Annotated in this window: 15 protein-coding genes and 1 pseudogene; 6 read left to right on the top strand and 10 right to left on the bottom strand. The window is 55.5% G+C overall.

Annotated features, from left to right (window positions below):
• Positions 1–468 (bottom strand): transporter substrate-binding domain-containing protein (locus GSQ93_RS37930; RefSeq protein WP_254073724.1); only part of this gene is annotated, 468 nt, incomplete at its 3' end.
• Between the two features lie 180 nt (positions 469–648).
• Positions 649–867, bottom strand: a pseudogene (locus GSQ93_RS37935) (GNAT family N-acetyltransferase); the annotation flags it as partial.
• A gap of 830 nt (positions 868–1,697) precedes the next feature.
• Here GSQ93_RS37935 and GSQ93_RS02645 point away from each other — a divergent pair.
• From GSQ93_RS02645 to GSQ93_RS02660, 4 genes are all read left to right on the top strand, one after another.
• On the top strand, positions 1,698–2,882 hold the full coding sequence (locus tag GSQ93_RS02645; RefSeq protein WP_158934113.1) for a hypothetical protein: 1,185 nt from the start codon (positions 1,698–1,700) through the stop codon (positions 2,880–2,882).
• A 279-nt stretch (positions 2,883–3,161) separates the two neighbouring features.
• Positions 3,162–3,815: an ankyrin repeat domain-containing protein gene (locus GSQ93_RS02650; RefSeq protein ID WP_158934114.1), complete on the top strand. Its 654-nt coding sequence runs from the start codon at positions 3,162–3,164 to the stop codon at positions 3,813–3,815.
• A 320-nt stretch (positions 3,816–4,135) separates the two neighbouring features.
• Complete coding sequence (locus GSQ93_RS02655; RefSeq protein WP_158934115.1) at positions 4,136–4,408, top strand: hypothetical protein; 273 nt, start codon at positions 4,136–4,138, stop codon at positions 4,406–4,408.
• Positions 4,409–5,301: 893 nt separating this feature from the next.
• On the top strand, positions 5,302–5,601 hold the full coding sequence (locus tag GSQ93_RS02660) for a hypothetical protein (protein WP_158934116.1): 300 nt from the start codon (positions 5,302–5,304) through the stop codon (positions 5,599–5,601).
• 303 nt (positions 5,602–5,904) lie between these two features.
• Here GSQ93_RS02660 and GSQ93_RS02665 read toward each other — a convergent pair whose 3' ends face one another.
• Together GSQ93_RS02665 and GSQ93_RS02670 are read right to left on the bottom strand one after the other, a co-directional pair.
• A complete protein-coding gene (locus GSQ93_RS02665; RefSeq protein WP_158934117.1) occupies positions 5,905–6,630 on the bottom strand; it encodes a hypothetical protein in 726 nt (241 codons plus the stop codon).
• A gap of 260 nt (positions 6,631–6,890) precedes the next feature.
• The gene (locus GSQ93_RS02670; protein WP_158934118.1) at positions 6,891–7,139 is read right to left on the bottom strand and encodes a hypothetical protein; all 249 of its coding nucleotides are present in this window, start codon (positions 7,137–7,139) and stop codon (positions 6,891–6,893) included.
• A 778-nt stretch (positions 7,140–7,917) separates the two neighbouring features.
• Here GSQ93_RS02670 and GSQ93_RS02675 point away from each other — a divergent pair.
• A complete protein-coding gene (locus GSQ93_RS02675; RefSeq protein ID WP_158934119.1) occupies positions 7,918–8,802 on the top strand; it encodes a helix-turn-helix domain-containing protein in 885 nt (294 codons plus the stop codon).
• A gap of 137 nt (positions 8,803–8,939) precedes the next feature.
• Here the strand turns inward: GSQ93_RS02675 and GSQ93_RS02680 are convergent, their stop codons facing one another.
• The 4 genes from GSQ93_RS02680 to GSQ93_RS02695 all read right to left on the bottom strand — a co-directional run bounded on the left by GSQ93_RS02680 (position 8,940) and on the right by GSQ93_RS02695 (position 15,188).
• Complete coding sequence (locus GSQ93_RS02680; RefSeq protein WP_158934120.1) at positions 8,940–9,566, bottom strand: hypothetical protein; 627 nt, start codon at positions 9,564–9,566, stop codon at positions 8,940–8,942.
• Between the two features lies 1 nt (position 9,567).
• Positions 9,568–10,485: a tetratricopeptide repeat protein gene (locus GSQ93_RS02685; RefSeq protein ID WP_158934121.1), complete on the bottom strand. Its 918-nt coding sequence runs from the start codon at positions 10,483–10,485 to the stop codon at positions 9,568–9,570.
• Positions 10,486–10,930: 445 nt separating this feature from the next.
• A complete protein-coding gene (locus GSQ93_RS02690) occupies positions 10,931–12,328 on the bottom strand; it encodes an inovirus-type Gp2 protein (protein ID WP_158934122.1) in 1,398 nt (465 codons plus the stop codon).
• A gap of 919 nt (positions 12,329–13,247) precedes the next feature.
• Positions 13,248–15,188, bottom strand: a complete 1,941-nt coding sequence (locus tag GSQ93_RS02695; RefSeq protein WP_158934123.1) for a YfjI family protein — start codon at positions 15,186–15,188, stop codon at positions 13,248–13,250.
• A 111-nt stretch (positions 15,189–15,299) separates the two neighbouring features.
• Between GSQ93_RS02695 and GSQ93_RS02700 the strand changes: the two genes are divergently transcribed.
• Positions 15,300–15,626 carry an H-NS family nucleoid-associated regulatory protein gene (locus GSQ93_RS02700; RefSeq protein WP_158934124.1) on the top strand — a complete coding sequence of 109 codons (327 nt, stop codon included), beginning with the start codon at positions 15,300–15,302 and terminating at the stop codon, positions 15,624–15,626.
• A 307-nt stretch (positions 15,627–15,933) separates the two neighbouring features.
• Here GSQ93_RS02700 and GSQ93_RS02705 read toward each other — a convergent pair whose 3' ends face one another.
• Both GSQ93_RS02705 and GSQ93_RS02710 read right to left on the bottom strand, forming a co-directional pair.
• The gene (locus GSQ93_RS02705) at positions 15,934–16,689 is read right to left on the bottom strand and encodes a hypothetical protein (protein ID WP_158934125.1); all 756 of its coding nucleotides are present in this window, start codon (positions 16,687–16,689) and stop codon (positions 15,934–15,936) included.
• 111 nt (positions 16,690–16,800) lie between these two features.
• Positions 16,801–18,147, bottom strand: a complete 1,347-nt coding sequence (locus GSQ93_RS02710) for an integrase family protein (protein ID WP_158934126.1) — start codon at positions 18,145–18,147, stop codon at positions 16,801–16,803.
• Between the last annotated feature and the right edge of the window lie 172 nt (positions 18,148–18,319).

The following is an 18,319-nucleotide window of genomic DNA, read 5'->3' on the forward strand; positions in this document are numbered from 1 at the left end:
AGCATCGATCGCGCCCGAGCGAACCGCTTCGATAGCGTCGGCTTGGTGTTCGAAGATGGCTATCCGATCCTCGCTCACGCCTGATGTTCTCGCGGCGTCGTGTTGCACTTGCCCGGCAATGATTCCAAGGTGCGCGTCGCGACGTTCCGCGAATGACGAATAGCTGTTGAGCGCTTTCGGATTTCCGGCCCGAACTAAGAAGCCGTCTCCGATCGCCCATACTGGCATGCTGAACGCGACCGATTGGGAACGTTCGGGCGTAACGAACAGCGGAACATTCATATCCCAGCGGCCGGCTTCTACACCCGGCAGTAGCTCACTGAACGTAGTCAGGCGATGCTCGATCCGTGTGACGCCGATCGCGCGAAGCACCTCCTCGGCCAGATCAATGTCAGCACCAGTTGCGGTACCATCCGTTTTCGTCCAACCGAACGGTGGTTCGTCGATGTACGCAATCGTTACCTTCATCGCTGTGTCTCGAGAAATGGGCGTGGACTCCAATGTTTAGAGCCGATTGCCGACGATTCTACCTACATGCACGAATGTCCCTTGTTGGCCGGCCGCCGCCTGTCAGCGAACGGCGGCACTTGCTAACCACTATAGCCCGTCGACCCTTTCCGGCTGACTTCAAACTCAACTGGTTAAGGCCTAGTTCGAATGCTGAGCCGACTTAAGCTTTTGCCTCAAGTCTAGTTTGATCTGCGGCCATTCGGAATCTAATATGCTGAACCGCAGTGAATTTCGCCTACGACCGTCGGACATTATTCGATCATTCCGAATAACACCCTCCTGTTTCGCACCGAGGCGAAGTATCGCCGTACTCGATCTTTCGTTGAGTTCGTCGGTCGTGAACTGAACGCGCACGCAATGGTCTTTTAGTTGCGTGCTTTACCATCAAGACCGCGCGACGCACATTGAACGGGCGTTGATGGAGATCCTCCAAGAGCACAAACGCAAAGGGGACGGGACGATAAATTCAGTTCTTGGTCGTCATTATTACGCACCTTGTCGTGGATCGCGCGCGCGAGTGCCGATAAGATGCGCCTACCTTATCGCGTCACCTTCGCCGGAGTCTGAGCCAAAACATGCCACGCCCGAGACAGTCGATCAGCCCAGCAGCACGAACCCACCTACTGTGCTATCTAGTGGCGAGCGCGCTCGCATCGCACGCCTTGACGAAAACATGGCGCGTCGACCATGTCGTCGAATCGGCACGCATCTGGCAGGCTAGAAATTTGATGTCGGCGAGCTGGCTTGACCGTCTGATGCTCGGACAACTCGCGCTAAAGTTGTCCCGCGAGCACTTGGTCGCTTCCAAAACAGTACGTCAATCGGACGCCCTTGCGCTGTTCACCGACGAGTTAGCGCTGAACTATCAAAGCCCACTCGCTGGACGCATCTGGCAACGGTGCTGCGATGCGCTGGCCTCCAGCGCATCGCAAACCGGAGCATAAGGGCCCAGATGCGGTCACCAAGGCCGACGACGATAGCCGCGAGTCCGACTGTGTGTTCGTGGCACAACGCGTCATAAGCTCTTGACTCAGGTCGATGACGGGACGCAACTTCTTTGCCTTCCAACAAGCAGCGCCATTGATGCAAAATGCAGATTCGCCGAGCGGACAGTCGGCGAGCATATCGTGCTCCCGCGCTAGCACTTTTGCCGTTGGTATTCGCTAACCTTACAAAAACTACTAAAAATGGCATCCTTCGGAGCAGCAAAAGGCAAAAACGGCAATTGGCGCAACGCAGGCAAGCGCCTGGCAGATTCCGCGACGGAAGCTGTTGAGAGTATCGGGAACGCAGCGAAGCCCGTGGTGACACGCGCCGGCCGGATGACCAGGAACGGTGGTGAGTCATTGGTCGAGGCCGCAGAGGGCATCGCGGAGGTCGGCGTAAAGGTTGCAAAGCGCACGAAAGACATCGCCGCGACGATTGCAGAGAACCCCCGTATCACAATCGACTTCATGAAGGAAAAGGCGGCCGCTGCGAAGCAGAAGGTGACGACCATCGTGGAAAACCGAACGCAATACGCGGCACAGGCCAAGGATGCTGCGATCACCGGCAAGAAAGTTTTGGGCGACGCAGTCCGGAACCCCGCCGAAGCGGCGCGGGCGGCCCAAGCGGTAGCCGAGGGATTTGGTCGTGGAGTGGTGGACTCGGCTAGGGGCGCAGCCGGCCACGTTCTGGTGGGCGGCGCCGATTTTCGGGAACTGAATGCGCGTATTTTTTGCCAGTGCGAAGAATATCGCGCCTTGGGACAACGGGCACCGGTCGCTGGGCAAATTGCCGATGGGAGCACCTTTCTCGACGCTGTGCTTGCCGGTGGCGACGCCAGACGCGCAGCTCTTGAGGGCTTCGTTCCGCCAGACGTCGTCGACGCCTACGCCACTCAATATCCCGGGGGAACCGAGAGCTTTAAGGAAAAAGTCCGGCACTTTAGCGAAGAGCAGATACAAGGATTGGTGGGTGGCGTAAAAGGCAAGCTTTTCGAGATTCAGTACATGGGCCATCTAAATTCCGGGGTTCTTCCCGACGGCTTCCATGCCGTCATGGCGCAAAGTGTGACGCAACCGGGATGGGACATTGCGATCGAAGGGCCGAACGGAGATATGGTTAGGCTGCTGCAACTGAAGGCGACGGATTCGGTTGCGCGTGTGAAGCAGGCGCTGATGCTGCACCCGGAAATTGACGTTGTCGTGCCCTCGGAACTTCACGCTGAACTCGTGATGAGGGGATATTCCGAGCACATCGTTGACAGCGGAATTTCTCACGGAGACTTGGTCACAGATGGGCGACGCATCAAAGGCAGCTCAAGACGGCTTTGGCGAGCCGTCCGTAATCATGCTAGCGCTCCTCGCGTTCACATCTTACAGCGACGATAGTTTATCGGCGTATGAACGCAGCCGCACTTTTGGCTCACGCTCCGGCAGCTACGTGATGGCGTATCTCACTGGCGGGGCGGCAGATCTTGTAACCGGCGGCATACCCTTCATATCGATCGTGGCGGCGTCCACCGCGCGAGCGGTCATCGGGACAGGCGGAAAAAGTGCGCACAAGGGATGCGATGCTCGCTTTAATCAAATCAAATGAGGCTGTTCTGCGGCGCCAGCGCCGACGCCTCCTTTCACTGCCCGAATAGACCAACCTTCATGAGGTAACAAATGATCGAGTTTCACTTTGCGGAGTCGCAAGTTCCGCATACACCTGCCAAGCGCTTGTTCGATGCTGCGCGGACCGGTGACATCCTTCGACTGGAACAGCTTTGTGCGTCGGAAGGGCTGGAGTCTCGGGATGTCTTCGAGAGGGGCGAGTCGCTGCTGTTCCCTGCGGCTGCAAGTCAGAAAACTGAGATGTGTGAGTGGTTGTTGGATAATGGAGTTCGGGCTGAGCATCAAGATCACTCTGGCCGAACCGCGCTCCTCTCGGCCATTGTGTTCAGGGACGCAGGCTGGAATCAGAAGTTAATTACGCTTCTCTCAAGAGCCATCAATATTGCGGATCGCTCCGGAGTTACGCCGCTCATGCAGGCTACAAAGGGAGCGGGGGCATTTGGCGCAAAGCGCGGAAACCTAAAGATCGTGAAGGCGTTGGTGGAGAATGGCGCGGACGTGTTCGCTCAGGACGACCGAGGCCTCACACCACTGGGCCGCGCAGAATTTGCTGCGAGGAAAAGTAAGCAGGACGTCAACGACGAAATTATTGCCTTTCTCAAGAACACGATGGTCGAAGCTGCGGCGATGCATGAATTTCTTCGCTTGTATCAGCATCACTTTTCACCAAAAGGAGTACTCATGATTCAGCACCGGCCATCTTGATCATGAACTTGCACCACTGCTTTTCGAGTGTTCGGTGAAACTATGCAATCCGGTTACCGCCTTGATATAGGCTAGGGATCGGCGAATGGATTTCCGCTGCGGCGGCTAACCGCGCCCCCCGCTCCCTGCGAATTCGGTTTTCGCTACTCACGGCGTGCTGCCGCACAAAAGAATGTTCTTATGCACTACGCCTAGCCGGGCCCGGCATTTAAGATGACCGGGCTTGGCAGTTTCAATCGATACATATCGAAACGTCTGCAGTGCTGCATCGAATGCCCGAACCGCAACGGACAAAAAAACAGAACAGGAGAGAACGGATAATGGCGCTTAGCCTTGGTGTGCAAGCAGGTAGTCAGGTGAAGATCGGGAGCTCTATCCTCCACATACTGAAGATCTCCAATGGGGGAAAGTCTATTTCAGTTAAGCTCAACGATCAAACCTTCGATGTCGGAAATCAACAGAAAATCGAGATATTGCCGTCCGTGTTTGTCATCTGCGGAGTGGTCGGAGACTGGGACTCGTCGTCGAAATCTCGGCTTGCGTTGGATGCGCCTCGTTCCGTTAAGATCGAACGCGTCGATCCGGGCAAATAGCGGCCTATTGCACACCGGTTACAAGGTGGTGCAGATACGCGCCGTGTGCAAGGGGGAATTCGCCCGTTAAGCAGAACGATTGCTCATGACGATACAGCTCTATAGCAATCACTCCGCTCTGGTGAAACCAGAAACTGTTACTCCAATACGGCTTGCCAAGTGGTTTCCCCCCGCGCTCCGCGCGTTCCTGGCTGATCTCCCATGCCGTAATCCGGCCGGGACCAAATTCGTTAATATATGCCCAACTCTTGTCGACCGACATCCTTCCTCTCGAAGACGTATAGTGAAGGCTGCTCAGCCACCCACGCAGGTCGTTCGGTATATCGGCCCATCGACATAGGGCGGGACGGCCAAAGCAACGGTAGCGGTCGTCGATAGCTCCGATAGACTCGCCGTGATACGAGTCGTTGTCATAGACAGCATCGGTCAACCTAGTTCGAGGCAGGTGCGGCTTGTAATTGGCTGGTGGCAGCGGCGCTTTCTGCAAGCCTGATTTTCACCCGCCGACTGGCGAATAGGATGGTCATATCGTCGGTCCGCTTTATAAGCCCCGGGTAGTAGAAACCTGTGATCTCAATCGTCTCCCTGCAACTGCACGAAGCGATTGTTTCCGTTCATCCAGGCATCGATCCGGCCTCACCTTGTGGCCCGAAAAGCCAGAGCTCCAGGAACCGACTATCACCATGCTGACCGCCTACGTAACCGGATGTGCTAAACGTCATTGCTCCACGACGGCTTTCCGATAATTGAACCACCATGTCCGGATAGAACACTTCGGCATCTTCTTCCCACCGTCTGACGAGCCAAAGTGAATATCCACGGGGTGGCCGCTTGTATAAAACGCCAGGCAACCTCGGACAGGGGATCTTGGATACCCTAATGCCCCGCAGGGCGTGATCAAGATAGAGAAGCTGCGCGTCTTTGAGGGCAGCCTACTTGTTTTTGCCACGTCGGTTTACTATCTTGGGCACTGGCGGTTTGAGACGCGTCTTTTCGAAACAAAGAAAGGAGATCAATTTCAGTATTCGGGAGAGAACATCACCCAAGTCGGCGGAAACGGCCAGGGGGTGAAGGGTACGCTATTCACTCTGGCGATGTCTCTGCACAAAACTGATGACGCGTTGCAAGTGACGGGGGAATGGCGCGGAGGCGGGATACCATACCCCTTTGAAGGAACACTCCTGAAAGCATAACGACAAAACGTACCACACATAGAAATTACAAAAGAGGTACCGAGGCATCGCAGGATAGATGCCCCTAACAGCCCAGGCGGAGCGGCTGTTTATCATTGCCGTAACCCGCGACGGATTTGCAGAACAACTTGGAGACTCGCAATGGTGTCAGGGAGGAGGGCCCGATACGTAATATACGGCGCTCTGTGGGCGCGACACAGACCACGGCACATAACCGAAGCATAGACGGATACAGCGCTAAAGCGCGGGCCATCAAGAGCCGAATTGAAAAGGTTTCGCTTACTTCTCCGGGTTAGTCACTGATCAAACGAGCCTCTGTATGTGTGCACTCTGCGAGGGCACGACGCATGTCCCTGCGTCGCTCCCGTCGTTGTCACTAAAATCGAGCACGAAAATATGGCTCGTCAATGGAAAGGGCGCGTGCCCGATCTCATGGATGATCGGTTCCATTTCCACACCGGCTCGTCGCTCGCAGATCTGGCTAAGAAAATCAACGGTCGGCACGATCCACGCGATCTTGTTCTCTGCGGAACGCGGGCTAAACTCTCGGTCCAGCTTCAGTTGCTCATGCTTAAAATTGATTTCAATTTCGCCGGGCAATGTGTGCTGCGATCCTTGCCCAGTACGGTCCTGCACAAATAACACGAAAAAGTCGCACTCGTCACAGTCTGCAAGAATGCGTTCTGCGTCGCCTCTTCTTCCGGTGGCCACCCTTGTTAGCAATTGGTCAAAGTCCTGCATAGTGCTGGACACGCGCCTGGCCATGTCAAAGGTGTACTGGTATTTGAACTCCACCTTGACTCGCTCTTTCGATTCAATATCAACAATCAAAAGATCGACCTTATCGACTTCAGCGTAGGCGCGAAGGTTTTCGTGTCCATAGGTCTCGTTGAATTGTTCGAGAAAGGCGTCGCGGTACCGCGCCTCGTTCTTCACGTTTTGATAATAGAAGTGGATGCGCATGAGGCGATTTCGATATTCCTCGCTTGCAAGCGCCGACTTGATCTTCTCCGCGTATTTGCCGCTCATCTCTTTCCTTTTAAGCATTAGGTGATCTGATCTGATGCAATCTTAACCTCAGCCTTTGGCGCAGGGCGCCTTCGTAAAAATGCACGGCCCCGGCTCAGATCGTCGCGATTCGCCCGCTCCAGCGTAAAGCTTCAATCACTCCAACGCTCGACCTTCTGCTGCAGCGGATATCGTGGGTCATTGAAAGCAGTCAACGGAATCGGGCCATACGCCACAGTTCAATCGCAGATAGAACGCAGGAACCTTCAGTCTCCGCTGTTTCAAACCCCCGCTTCTTGAGATCGCGGACCGGCGGCGAAAAGATGCCCAAGGCGCCCGCCGACGACAAAGAGGCAAACGAAAAGGTTCACGCCGACCTCGAGAGCACAGCCCTTGCCGAAGCCCATATGCCAAGTTTCTGCGATCGCCGGAAGGGCGAAGCCGAACATGCAAAGGGCAGCGCCTGCGAACAGCCAGGCAAAATCCCTTCCCATCTGGCCACTGCGTCCATAGATCGCCGATCTGTTCAACTATCCGTTGAGAGCGCTGCTCGGCGACTATCGAGGCGCCGCTGGCGAAGACGCGGGGGCGATCGCCGCGCAGATCGGGGACTTGCCCCGCGATGACCGCCGGGCAATCCTGCGAATCGTCGAGGACGTCGCCGCAATTGCGCGAGAGCGAGAAATCCTTCGATCCCGGTTGGACGCTGTGGGACAACGTGCTGCTGAACGCGAGCGCCCGGAACTCGAAACGATGGCGTCTGCTGCGCGGGAGCGTCCACGTTCGCGCGCAAAGACATGAGGCGAACGACGTTGGTGTGGTTGTGAGCCGCGATCGACGACTGGCACGGACAATCCGGCGCGCGTCTGGCAGCCTGCCTGTCAATCCTTCGGACAGGTCTTCCTCGTGGTTAAACATTCTTCCCCTCTTGGCCTTTGGAAAATCCACGGCAAATCAATGCCGCGTTTCATGTCCTTAATCATCGGCACGACGCGTCGCACCCTTCCGGCGAAAAATCCGGGGAAAATTGACGATCCGTCCTGAGGGTGTTTTATTTGGGCGATTCACGGCTTTTACGTGAGAACTCGTCCTGCGCCGGTTGAGATACGCAGCTACTATTCGGAAAAATCCAGCGCCGAAAAAAAACCATGCCGCAGCACATTCGTTTCGAGAGCACGTATTTCAAAGAAGACGAAGCAGAGGAGATTTGGCGGGAAGCGTTGAGGCCGATGTATGACGTGAAGCGGCCAAAGGACGTTCCTTTCGCGGCCAGCGTCGACACGTGGGACTTGGGACTTGGGACCCATCTTGCTCACGCGCCATGCCGCTCAGGGAGAGGTGCAGTTTCACCGCACGCGTCGCAAAATCGCTCTGTCGGGCATTAACCAATATCTGGTGCATTGCTTGGTTGGCGGGCAGCTCACGTCGGAATTCGCCGAGGGTCAGCAACGGGTGCCGTTGAATTCCGTCGCCATTCGGGACCTTGCCGTCGAAAACGTTGGGTTCGCCGTCGATGCCCCAATGATCACGCTGAGCGTCGCCCGCTCGGCGCTGGATCGACGGCTGCCACAGCGTTCGCAAATTCATGGCGTGAGTTGGGCGGCGGATGACGCGATCGGAGAGCTATTCGCCGCGCATATGCATGCCCTTGCTCGGCTTGCAGCGACGATGAGCGAAGAGCAGATACCGATCGTCGTTAATGGAACGCTGGACTTGTTGGCCGCGTGCCTGCTGCCAAAAGCACAAGAGCGGGTTTCGCAGGGAGATCCGCGCCTGGCTCCCATGCTTCGAGCGCAAGCGGCTTCTTACATCGAGCAGCATCTGTTGGATCCGGATTTAGGGCCGGCCGCGCTTTGCAAAGCATTGGGGATATCTCGCACCGCACTTTATGAGTTGTGTGCCGAGTCGGGCGAGTCGGGCGGAGTGGCCAAACGAATCAAAGACCGGCGCCTGGATGAAGCGCTGAGGCGACTGACCTCGCCGAAGCATGCCCGCGAGCGAGTCGCGGAAATCGCCTATTCAGTGGGATTCGCGAGCGATTCGACGTTCAGCCGGGCCTTCAGGGAGCGATTTGGATGCACGCCCAACGACGCGAGGGGCGAGTTGTTGGTCAAGCGGGCTGGCGCGATCGAGAAAATGCCAGATGATCTCGTGGAGCAGCATCAACGCAAAATCAAAGGGCTTAGTGGATAAAGCCCTGTGCAGGTCGTTGCGCGAAACTGGAAAGCGTTTTGCATGTTTGTTGTGCGTCTCGTCGACCAGCCAACCCGCTCTCAGCGCTGATCGTGCAAAAGACCCAACCATAAAGTCTCAAACCAGGGGCCGTTAACTCATTTGAACGCGGGCGTTGGTTTCCGCAAGCCGACAAACTCACAGATCGCTATCAGATTTCGCTTCAGACGACCCGCCAGGACGGCCTCGTGGATCTCCGCGAGCAACCAGTCGTCGTTCGACATGACAGGACCGCGAGTCGAGTCGCTTTCGATGGGCTCCTCCTCGGCAACGGTCGCGACCTGAGTCGGGGACTGCTCCACGCGACCAGCCCGCATCGCTCTCGTTACCGGCGCGACTGCTTCCTGTTGCGGCACGGTCGCATTCCGGTCGAATACGACTGCTGCGCGACTAGGCGCGAGCCCCCCGAGTCCTGCGAAATACCAGGCGAAGCAGGCAGTGCCTTCGAGCACGACTACACACGCGAAATCCTGCAGCAGATTCAGTCGCGCTTCGGTCGTACCGAGCCAGTGCGCGACCATCAAAGTCGCGGGATCGGCACGGCGCGACTCACGCATTTCTTCCGCGCGACTGGCCTGGTCGCGAAGCCAGTCGCGCCCGGCCTCATGATGCTTCGCCTCGTTCGCCTCAGCATGCAGTGCTACAAGCTGGGCCGACAGCGCCGTCTTCCGGACCATCGCCGATGCAGCGCCGTGCATCAACATGCTCCAGAACGGATCGATCATCTTACTCGGCGCCAGGCGCATTCCAGCGTATCCCCTCCACCCACGAGCCTGTGGGACGACCGCCGCGCCAGTAATGCCGCTCGAGAATCAATTGCGCCTCGGCATGCCCCTGCCTCGCTGCCCTTTGGAGCCACCGTGCAGCGTCGCCCCCCGATTGCTTCACCCCGTTGCCACTCCCGTAGCACCAGCCGAGATTAAACTGCGCATCGACATCCCCTGATTCCGCGGCCATGTGGTACCACTTGGCCGCTTCGGCCCAGGAATGCGAGACACCCTTGCCATACGCATAGCACACGCCAAGATTGAACTGGGCCGTGGCGTTGCCTTGCACGGCGGCCTCCCGGTACCACTTCACCGCCTCCACGTGCGACTGAGGGACACCCTCGGCGAGCGCACAGCATCGGCCAAGCCTATTCATCGCCAAAGCGCTTGCCTGTTCGGCGGCTATTCGATACCAATAGATCGCGTCGCTCCACGACTGCGCGACACCTTCCCCACTCTCGTAGAACATTCCCAGATTGAACTGCGCGCTGACATGTCCGCCCTCGGCCGCCTGGCGATACCACATCGCCGCCTCAGTCATCGATTGCGAAACGCCTTTGCCATTTGCATAGCACACGCCAAGATTGAACTGGGCGGTCGCATTCCCTCGTACGGCGGCCTGACGAAATAGCTTTACTGCCTCGGTCATCGACGGGGGGACACCCGCGCCAGTCGCATAGCACATGGCGAGGTTGTTCAACGGCCACGCACTGCCCTGCGCGGCGGACTTGTTGTACCAGGACACCGCTTCTGTCCACGATTGGGCAAACGTCCCGCCATACTGATAGCAAAGACCTAGTTGGTACTGGGCGTCAGAATCACCGGCGTGAGCACGCGAGACCACCAGATCGATGTCCAGAATTGAGTCGTATTGCAAAATTCACCTCTCAAATTGCCGTGCAATTGAACAGATCCCGTGACTGGGCGGTCGTGGCCAGGCTTGAAGTGAGATACGGGAAGAAAGCGACGATGCCCCATGTGATGACACGGGTCATGACATGGCTGCATTCAATATGAATTACCCGGAGCGGGATCGAATCTCGATATCTCAATCAGGTATTGGACAACTCGACTGACATGATCGAAGCAATGGGCATCAGCGGCATCAGGCGCGCAAGTATGAATCCTGATAAAGCCATTTACCCTATTCGAAGCATGGCGTCTCAGACACAATAGGAAAGCCCGATAGAACCCCATATCGAGCCACTGACGGGCTTCCAATGCGATGCCCAAGGCCAAGCATGGTGAACCCATTCGAAAGGCTTACAGCGTTCACTATGTGCTCTCCAAGGGCATTGCCTCATCCAATACGCCCTGCCTCGCTACGCGACTGCATACTCCCAAGGGATGTCGCCGGACTCAGCTTTGTCAATCGATCGAGCAACCACGCCGACTCCATCCTCTTGAGCACCAGAATCAGTGCGGCGAGGCGGCACGTGGCCACCCGTACTCCTCGATAAACGCCCCAGACATGCCTCGAAATCTGCTACTTGCGTCGCCTTCAAAAGGGGGCACGGTACTCCGGTCTTGCCACGCTTTCTGCCTTTTCTTTTTGCTTCGATCTTCGGCGGATGACTCGACCAGAATGAGCGGTGAGCGTCAGGCTTGGCCATCTTCATATAGTAATCGGGCTTCACCAAATACGGTACTACCACGGTCTCAAGAATGCCGAGCTTCTCAGCATTGTCGTACCGTATTGACCCAATACCACAGCTGACGTACTTGGCCTTATTGCAGTTGTACAGACCGCCCTTTCCCCGCACGATGACGTTTTGCCAATAGTCACCGATCATGTCGACAATCGTCACATCCTCGCGCACTACGTCACCATTCAAAATGACGATGACATGGAAATGACACTCCTTATCCAGCCCGTATTCGAGCTTGATGGCAAACCCCATTCCCTTGCAGGCGCCATTAGGAAGCCTCTTTTTCAATTCACGTTTCAGAAATAGTCTCAAGGCCACTCGATGGCATCTGATGTCCTCATAGGTCACCACCTGCACACCAGATAACTCCGAGTCGCGATAGAATTGCGGATACCCCAAATCGAAACGCAGTACCAAAGCATGATGATTGACAGTCAGACAGGCGAGTACCAGTGACCACAGCGTATCGAAGTTGTCCTTCGATTGCCTCTCAACGGCTCTTTTCCACTGCGAGAAGCTCTCGCTGCGACATTGCCGACGAATCTCCGCTACTATTGAATTCGAACGCTCAACGAATAGCCTGAGCGTCGTGTCTAGCCAACAATTCTTGTCTTGGGAGTACAGCCATTTCTCTTTTGCGGCAGTCGCGAATGGCTGATTGCAACCCTCGAAATCAACTTCTCGCATGACTGCGTCGTAGTAGATGCCGAAATAGCGATTGTACTTGCCAATCTCGGGATACTTATCGATGACTCGATCCAGATCGAGTCTTAAGCACCTGAGAACCGTATTGCCGTGAGAACCGGCCTTGACGCTAAGCGTATTCGGCCTCATTCTTGCAGGAAATCTCTCTTTCTCTAGATCAAAGAGTACATCTCTTGACTGGATGATCTTCTTCACGCACGCGGTAATGCGATAGACGTCAGAGGCTATCGAGTCTTCGAATAGCTCAAGAACAGGCTCAACCTTGCCATCTTTGATGTCGAACATAAGCGTCTGGTGAGGCTCGCCATCTTGCATCTCGATGGAATCGAATTCCATCTCGTCACTGCTATATTCTTCCGCGTTCATTCTGGCTGTCCTAATAGTCTATGTGTGCATAGTGGTCGATCATCGAGATCGACTCGTGCCCATTGGAAAGATCGACATTCCAGTACTGGAAGCGTCTTCCTCGTAGCATTCAGGACAGCAGTAGGAATTGCCTTAACTCGAACTGGGGAGTAGAGATGAGGTACTCGATCCTCTGTCGGGATCTCGGACGATACTTATTGATTGTGATGATATGGAATCTCAGTGAGCAATAGAAGCTCCGCGGGAACACAGGTACGCTAACTTGGATGCAGTAAAAACAATAGAATCAAAATCAACTTATTTAAATCCGGAATTAGAGTGCAATGGAACCGTCGAGGAAATGCCGCATTCGACTTTCAAATACGATCAGAAAAGACGTTTTGAGGCTCTATCGCCTTCAACGAGTTAGGGTGCAGACAATGCGGTGAAGATGGCCGCGAGTCAGCACGGCAAGCACTTAAGTGGGCGCGGCGAGCGTGCCTCACAAGGGGGCTACCACCAACTCGATCGATACCTGTGCATGACATGGCACCCGTTCCGGATCGTCGCGCTACGCCGCCGGGCGCCGTGCCATCGCCGTATGGAAGATTACTTTTTTAGTTTCTCCGAAAAACGATTCTAATATTTCCACTTTTCTTGCATCTAAAAAGCAAAAAAAGCATATTTTTATTCGACACTTGAGCACATAAATTTATATACGAGAACCATCCACAATCTTTAGGAGGAGACGGTGTGGTCAACTACGGCGGCTCTCTGCGTTCGTTTTCCAGAACGTTTCAGCCACGCGGCCCCTGTCGTCAGTTCCTTCCATTTTTAAGGAACCGCGCGGAGAAGCAGTGTCCGGGGAGTGGTGACGGCAGCGCCCATGTAACTTCGATGCGCACAAACAGACCTCCCGCGCCTCGTATTTGCCGTTGTTCTATGAATCACGGCTGATTGTAATCACACGCGGAGGATCTAGTTCGATCGGGTAGTTCGGCGAAGGCTTAGGTTCTTCATCGACCCGGAATTTGAAGTGCCGCTTAGCCGCCAAGTTACTCGAGGGATCGCGAGCGTATGTTGCTTCGTAGTTGATGTGAATCATATCGGTCGGTTTTTTCGATGAACCAACCGCCCTCGACTTAATTGAGATATTCCCTCTTTCTTCCAGCCAGATCAGCACTTCCCTGTAACGGGGAGCATCTCCTTTCAGACCATATTTCGTACAGAACACCCGAAGTCGGTTGGCCGGATACTCCAGATTTGTTTCATTTGGCGTGAGCGATTCAAGGGCATATGGGCTATTCTGTATTTCCAACCGTTCCTTCAGCTTCTGAAGTACGTGGGTTGCCATCTCCTTCATGGCAATCTCTGGGTTGAATACCCGGCCAAATTCGCTCAAATACCATTCGACTACGCGCATGGCTGACGTAACGGTAGGCTCCGGGATTACCAGTTCGCTAGAATCGCTATCACCATCGCCCTTTCCGTCAGAGCCGCGGAGCTTTCCGTTCTCGAAGAAATGAAATAACGCAGCAAGGCGCGCAACGTGCTCAGAGTATCGATTGACAAATTCGCGCTCGTGAACCAACAACCCTCCATCCGCGGTCGCTGCTTCCATTTCATTAAAGTCGTTCTCCCAAGCTTGTTGCGCTGCCGGCGCAAAGCACAAGGTCTTTCTGTTTTGATCCCGCAGAGCTATATCGGAATGGGCATGAGCAAGGAGTGCGAGGATGCGCTCGTTGAAGATTTTGATCCAGTCGGTCAGTCTCGGATCGAAGCCGCTGATCTTCCGCTTGCCGTAAGGGGTATCCGGTCTTGATAGCAAGATGCGAGACATGAACCCAATCCCCTTTGCCAATTCCCCCTTGCGCTCCAGAAATCGATCAAATACGATGGGCTGCACCATCAGTGAGATGGTCAGTCGCGGATCCTCAACAAAATAGCTTTCCCGAGCAGTGCGACCGACGACGTCGATCGCCTTTCCTTCCCATAGCTTGTCAAGGCTTGACATATCGGATTCGCCCCTGGCATTCAGAATACCCGCCGCCTCATCGGAGAACAAACCGGCTGATGGCCAGTTCTCGGCGAGGTTTTGCTCCAGTTGGCGAATAGGTATCTTCGAGTACAGGACGCGCCGCAAGCGAGGTTCACGATAAGCGAAATCTTGCTGGCGCAATTCAGTGAGTTCTTGCTCGACCTCTTCCAGCTTGTCTTGCGCAATTCTGGCGAGTTGATCAGCATCCTTCTTACCACTGATAGCAAGGGTATGCGATTTTCGTCGCAAGGTACCTGAGGCTTTTTCTAATTCACTTCTCTTTCGTAGTCTTTCTTTCAGCTCGTACTCGTTGAGTTCCTTTTGTCGAGCGTATTCGGCCCTCCTAATACGGTCGTAAGTTTCGACGGACGAGGTCACTACGCTATCCGCCTTGGATTTGCGCGATCCGGTATCAGCCACGGTCAGCATATAGAGCGAGCACACGGTTCTCTCGTTCTTCTCGATTCCTCGATTTACCCAAATCAGGTCCTGGCAGGCAAGCGACACCGCTGACAACACTGCCTGTACAGCAATCGGCACCGCGACCCAGTCGTTCCTGCAAATCTCGATAACTGCACCTCTGATTGTTTCAGGCAGAGACTGCCAGGGAAACGTCTCGTTCTCGGGTGTGAAATCGGGGAATCGAAGTATGCTTTTGTTCTGAACCCAGCTGCCCTCGCGAAGCTCTACATCGGCGGACGCCCTATTAGCGTCGTTCTGACGGGATTCTGAGATCGTTGCACTTCCCGGCAACTCTCCTACGCGCTGGGATTCTTCCGGCCTCTGGCTGGAGTCGGTATTGTTCAGTCCGGGGGATTCCGCGAAGTCGTTTTCGTTGGCCATGTGTTACCTGAACTCGTACGAGTCTTAACTGCTAGAATGCGCCACGACGGTGCGACGCGGCATACCGTCTAACGGCAATTGCCACGATAACTTGATTGTTGAAAACCAGCTATGTCAGCGCAGAATACGAAGAAAGAAACCTACGAGGAATTGAAGGCGCAGGCCGAGGCAATACTGCAGCGAGCCGAAGAGGTCAGAAAGGAAGAGCTGGCTGAAGTGATTGCCGACATGAATGCGAAGATCGAAAAGTATGACATCACCGCGAAAGACCTGAAATGGCCGAAAGAATCGGCGCACAAGAAGGAGTCCACCGGCAAGAGTAAGCCCAACCCTCCGAAATACAAGGACCCCGTTACCGGCGCTACTTGGACAGGGAAGGGGCAACCGCCTAGCTGGATTGCAGGCAAAGACCGGGAACCGTTCCTGATTAGAAAATAGCCGTCATCTGTTCCCTCGGCGATTACCTCCCTCGAAGTAAAGAAGGTAATCTCCCGGACCACCCATTGACGGGCATGTCACCTTTCATGATCTGCTCGACGATATTTGGCAACCAAGGCAGCCTACGACATGAAAGCGTCATTGACCGAACGTCGCAACAGAGATCGCCGCTCTTAACTCGTCACACATACGTTGCATAGCCACCGAAATCCATCGGCGCTCGTCTGACGTTTTCCGAGCGAAGATCCGCCATCGCCATCGCTGATGGACGCGCCGGTCTCACGATGGCCGAATCTGGCTGATCTGATCAGTCGCCGATCGTATCGCCATTGAGCAGCCGCTTTACCGCCGCTACAGGCCAGAGCAACCGACGACTCGGAAGCTTGGTCGGTCGCACTCCGTGATAGCTTCCAGTTTCCGAGTAACGCTTCCTGACCGATTGCGGGTCGACCGCCAGAGCGGCGGCGAATTCCTCCGTCGACAGGTGTTCCCGGTTTTCCGGGACAGGCATGGGCGACCGAGGTGAGGACTTCTCACCCTTCGTATCCGCAGCAGCGTTGGGCTCTCCTGCACCAAGCCGAATCAGGATTGAATCGACGGCGATTGCGGTATTAGTAGCGTACTCAACGATTGCCGCGGGAATCACGTCAACCTGATTGGCCTGGGACTTGTAGTCGATGAGCGCGCGGTAAAGCCGAAACCACTCGGTCTCAATGTCCATCTCTTCGCACCAGATCAAAAATTCGTCTGGCGGGAGTTCGGTCGGCGTATCTTCACCATTTTCCTGATCATCTTCGCATCGCCAACTCCACTTCCGCCAGATTCGGCGGGCGTCGGAAAAGCGTTCGTTTCCAACATTCGGGAAGAGCTTGCCGTCGAGCCCCACGCCACCAGCGGGAATATCAGCGCAACCAGGCAGAGGATGAATTCCCGACAGGATCAGCGTTCCCTCGATGGGCGTCCAGGTCGGCCGATCGAGGTACTCCTGCATCACGGCATAAAGCCGCCGCGCGGCAGCAATGCGTTCTTGTGGTCGCTCGTGTGGTGATTGGTCGTCCGTCATAGCCCCATCGCGGTCCCTAGTCTTCGGCGGTCAATTCTCGCAGTCATCTTGAGATTTTAACGTGCCATGAGCCGCAGGAGTGGTGGCCCATCAAGCGCCACCCGTTGCGGATCAAGCCGCGTCGGCCTGAAACTGGATTCCACCCTGCTCCAGCATCCAGACCTCGATCTTGTCGTGCCACATGCGCAGCAAGTCGATCGGGCGTCGACGATAGTGCTTCTCGGCGATTGCGGATGGCTTGTGCCCCTGAATCTGTGCCACGACTCCCACCGGACATTCGACCCATTCCGACAACGTGCCGAACGAACGGCGCAAACCGTGCAAAGTGACATGAGGCAAATCCCCGGCGGCAAGCGCCTGGTTATGCGCTATCCGTGGCTCCGCGATCTTGCCGTCCGCGGCGGTCTTGCTTGCAAACACCCAAGGCGAAGGCGACCACTGCTCACCCTTTTCCGCGAGTCGCGCCGCCTGCCGCTTGTTCGGCGGGATATCATTGAGTCGCTTCAAATTCAGCAGCAAGCTTGCCAGATAAGGCGTGAGCGGAATGGCACGACCTCCAGATCCCTCAACCTTGTCATCGAGAACAAGGCTACGCCATCGAAAATCAACGTCGTCCCAACGCAGTGCCGCGAGTTCTTCGCGCCGCGCTCCGGTAATCAGCAAGCCTTGCAGGTACGCACTGATGACGGGATTGCCGATCTCGCGTACGCCGCCGAACCACGCCGCCAATTGTTCGCGTTGCAGCGAATCCCCGTCTTTCGCTTTCACGCGTGGTGTAGCGTCTTTCACGTCGCGCGATTTATAAGCGTCAGATGGAATAATGCCGCGGTAGGCCGGGGTCTCGGCTGCCCAGCGAATAGAACTGCGCAGCAGCCGGAACGAGAGCGCTGACATGGTGGGACGGTCCATAGCTTCCGTCGTAAGCCATGCAGCAATGCGCGCTCCAGTCAGCTCAGGCAACTTGAGTGGACGCAATGCGGCAAGCGGTCCAGGTTGCGTAAAGCCTTCTGCTCGCTTTTTCGGCATGCCGCCCTGGTCAGCATGTTGCAGATGATCGCGATAGTGTCGCTCGCTCCAAAAGGGTTTGCGCACTTGTACGTACTCGTCCCACACCTCGCCAAACGTCACGTCTTGCCGCCGCACTTCTGCCCGGCGCGCCTCGTGAGCGACCTGTTGTTCGACGCGGACTTCTCGCGGATCTTTGCCGTCATCAACCAGGGTCCTGAGTCTGCTCGCCTCAGTGCGAGCCTTACCAAGTTCCCAAGCCCTAGCATCCCCGATGGTTACACGGATCGTTTTGCCGAAAAGACGCGATTCGAAGATATACGCGCGCGAACCCGCTGCCGTAACCCGCAACCCGAATCCCGCCGTTTTAGCATCCCAGTAGATGCTCTGCTGCTTTCCCGGTTCGCACTCAAAACCGTCGACCCGTGCTGCCGTGAAGCTTAATTTTTTCATCAAACGATCTGTGTAGGCACCATGTAGGCAAATCCTAGGGTAATCGATCTATGTTGGTCAATGCCAGAATTCACTCAATTGCGCTAAAACCCTTTACCATCAAGCCATTCATGCATCTGGATGGAAGCCGATCAACGTAAAGAAATGTCGACTCTCTCGGACTCTTAATCCG

Source organism: Burkholderia sp. S171, assembly GCF_009766085.1.
In the GTDB taxonomy this organism is placed as follows: Bacteria; Pseudomonadota; Gammaproteobacteria; order Burkholderiales; family Burkholderiaceae; genus Caballeronia.

Bases quoted from the DNA above. Each gene is read 5' to 3' on its own strand.
- GSQ93_RS02650 (WP_158934114.1), top strand. From the start codon at position 3,162: ATGATCGAGTTTCACTTTGCGGAGTCGCAAGTTCCGCATACACCTGCC.
- GSQ93_RS02695 (WP_158934123.1), bottom strand. From the start codon at position 15,188: ATGGCCAACGAAAACGACTTCGCGGAATCCCCCGGACTGAACAATACC.
- GSQ93_RS02655 (WP_158934115.1), top strand. From the start codon at position 4,136: ATGGCGCTTAGCCTTGGTGTGCAAGCAGGTAGTCAGGTGAAGATCGGG.
- GSQ93_RS02690 (WP_158934122.1), bottom strand. From the start codon at position 12,328: ATGAACGCGGAAGAATATAGCAGTGACGAGATGGAATTCGATTCCATC.
- GSQ93_RS02710 (WP_158934126.1), bottom strand. From the start codon at position 18,147: ATGAAAAAATTAAGCTTCACGGCAGCACGGGTCGACGGTTTTGAGTGC.
- GSQ93_RS02705 (WP_158934125.1), bottom strand. From the start codon at position 16,689: ATGACGGACGACCAATCACCACACGAGCGACCACAAGAACGCATTGCT.
- GSQ93_RS02680 (WP_158934120.1), bottom strand. From the start codon at position 9,566: ATGATCGATCCGTTCTGGAGCATGTTGATGCACGGCGCTGCATCGGCG.
- GSQ93_RS02665 (WP_158934117.1), bottom strand. From the start codon at position 6,630: ATGAGCGGCAAATACGCGGAGAAGATCAAGTCGGCGCTTGCAAGCGAG.
- GSQ93_RS02700 (WP_158934124.1), top strand. From the start codon at position 15,300: ATGTCAGCGCAGAATACGAAGAAAGAAACCTACGAGGAATTGAAGGCG.
- GSQ93_RS02645 (WP_158934113.1), top strand. From the start codon at position 1,698: ATGGCATCCTTCGGAGCAGCAAAAGGCAAAAACGGCAATTGGCGCAAC.